Source organism: Streptomyces sp. SM10 (genome assembly GCF_002910915.1).
In the GTDB taxonomy this organism is placed as follows: Bacteria; Actinomycetota; Actinomycetes; order Streptomycetales; family Streptomycetaceae; genus Streptomyces.
The window spans coordinates 1-2668 of sequence record NZ_NEUF01000016.1 but is presented as its reverse complement, the minus strand read 5'-3'; the positions used below and the strand labels follow the sequence as shown (position 1 = coordinate 2668).

The following is a 2668-nucleotide window of genomic DNA, read 5'->3' as shown; positions in this document are numbered from 1 at the left end:
CCGCCGAGCCCGCTCGGACCGAAGGGACCGACGAGGCCGCGCCCCCGGCACGCTCCCGCCGTCGCGCCTCCCGCAAGGCGAGCGCCCCGGCCGGCAGCCCGCAGCCCGTCGAGGAGGCCGTCGAGGTCGCCGCCGAGAAGGCCGAGAGCCTCCCCGCAGCCGTCGCCGAGGAACTGGCCGCCGAGCCCGAGCAGGTCGAGGAGGCCGCGCCGCGAGGCCGCCAGCGCCGTCGCGCCACCGCCGCCGCGGGCCGTCCCGAATTCACCGGCAAGGCCGAGGAGCCGGCCCGCAAGGGCCGTCGTGCCACGCGCCCCGCCGTGGCCGTCTTCCAGGCCCCGGTCTTCGCCGAGCCGATGTTCCAGACCCCGGAGAGCGCCGCTGCCGCCGCTGCCGCCGCGGGCTCCGCCCCGGCGTACGACGAGAGCGACGACGTCGAGGAGCAGAAGCCCCAGGAGCGTGCGCCGCGCAGGGTCGAGGCCGAGCAGCAGGCTCCTGAGGCCGCCGCGCCCGCCCCCGCAGAGGAGGCCGAGTCCGCGCCCCAGGGTGGTTCGCGTCGTCGCCGCCGCCGTCGTGGCGAAGCGGTCGAGACCGAGCCGGCCGCGGCCCCGGTCACCCTTCCGGCCGAGCAGCCCGCTCCGGCCCCCGCCGCCGTCGAGGACGAGCACGAGGCCGGGACGGACGCCGAGCACGAGGGCGACGACTCGGACGAGTACGGGGACCGTCCCTCACGCCGTCGCCGTCGTGGCGGCCGTCGCCGCCGTCGCGGTGAGGCCAACGACACGGACGACGCGGAGCAGCAGGACGACGCCGTCGCTGACCGCTCCGAGGACGAGCACCAGGGGCAGGACGACGAGGACGACGACGAGCACGAGTCCTCCTCCGGCTCCAGCAGCAGCCGTCGCCGCCGTCGCCGTCGCCGCCGCAGCGGGGACGCCTCCGGCGAGGACAACGGCACGGGCACGGACGACCCGGAGCGTACGGTCGTCAAGGTCCGCGAGCCGCGCAAGAAGGAAGCCGAGCGCGAGCCCGGCACCGGCTTCGACGAGGTCCAGTCCATCAAGGGCTCCACCCGTATGGAGGCGAAGAAGCAGCGCCGCCGCGAAGGGCGTGAGCAGGGCCGCCGCCGCGTCCCGATCATCACCGAGGCCGAGTTCCTGGCCCGTCGTGAGGCCGTCGAGCGCGTCATGGTCGTCCGCCAGAGCGGCGAGCGCACCCAGATCGGTGTCCTCGAGGACAACGTGCTCGTCGAGCACTACGTCAACAAGGAGCAGGCCACCAGCTACGTCGGCAACGTCTACCTGGGCAAGGTGCAGAACGTCCTGCCGTCCATGGAGGCCGCCTTCGTCGACATCGGCAAGGGCCGCAACGCGGTGCTGTACGCCGGTGAGGTCAACTTCGAGGCGCTCGGCATGGCCCACGGGCCGCGCCGCATCGAGACCGCGCTCAAGTCCGGCCAGTCCGTCCTCGTCCAGGTGACGAAGGATCCGATCGGCCACAAGGGCGCCCGCCTGACCAGCCAGGTCTCGCTGCCCGGCCGGTACCTGGTCTACGTGCCCGAGGGCTCGATGACCGGGATCAGCCGCAAGCTGCCCGACACCGAGCGTGCCCGGCTGAAGACCATCCTCAAGAAGATCGTCCCCGAGGACGCGGGCGTCATCGTGCGCACCGCCGCCGAGGGGGCGAGCGAGGACGAGCTGCGCCGCGACGTCGAGCGGCTGCAGGGCCAGTGGGAAGAGATCCAGAAGAAGTCGAAGAGCACCAGCAGCTCCAACGCGCCGACGCTCCTCTACGGCGAGCCGGACATGACCGTCCGGGTCGTCCGCGACATCTTCAACGAGGACTTCTCGAAGGTCATCGTCAGCGGTGACGACGCCTGGGAGACCATCCACGGCTACGTCTCGCACGTGGCACCGGACCTGACGGACCGGCTCTCGCGCTGGACCTCCGAGGTCGACGTCTTCGCGACGTACCGCATCGACGAGCAGCTCATGAAGGCACTGGACCGCAAGGTCTACCTGCCGAGCGGCGGCTCGCTGGTGATCGACAAGACCGAGGCCATGGTCGTCGTCGACGTCAACACCGGCAAGTTCACCGGGCAGGGCGGGAACCTCGAGGAGACCGTCACCAAGAACAACCTGGAGGCGGCCGAGGAGATCGTGCGCCAGCTCCGGCTGCGCGACCTCGGTGGCATCGTCGTCGTCGACTTCATCGACATGGTGCTGGAGTCCAACCGGGACCTGGTGCTGAGGCGCCTGCTGGAGTGCCTGGGCCGCGACCGCACCAAGCACCAGGTCGCCGAGGTCACGTCCCTGGGCCTGGTCCAGATGACCCGCAAGCGGGTGGGCCAGGGTCTGCTGGAGTCCTTCTCGGAGACCTGCGTCCACTGCAACGGGCGCGGCGTGATCGTCCACATGGAGCAGCCCACGGCCACCGGTGGTGGCGGCGGCAAGCGGTCCAAGAAGCGCGGCCGAGGCGGCGCCGGGCACGAGCACGAGCACGCCCAGGAGCACGAGCACGCCGAGCAGTCGGCCGAGACCGAGGCCGAGACCGAGGCGGAGGTGGCCGCCGAGGTCGCCGCTCCGGTCGCGCTGCCCGAGCCGGAGTTCGTCGCCGACGAGGAGCTCTACAGCAGCCCGGCCGAGGCCGAGGCGGCAGCGTCCCGCGGCCG

The 2668-nt window shown here is 72.6% G+C and carries 1 protein-coding gene; it reads left to right on the top strand.

From position 1 onward, the window contains the following. The coding region (locus tag B9S57_RS00805; protein ID WP_146057692.1) for an Rne/Rng family ribonuclease at positions 1 to 2668 on the top strand (2668 nt) is incomplete at both ends.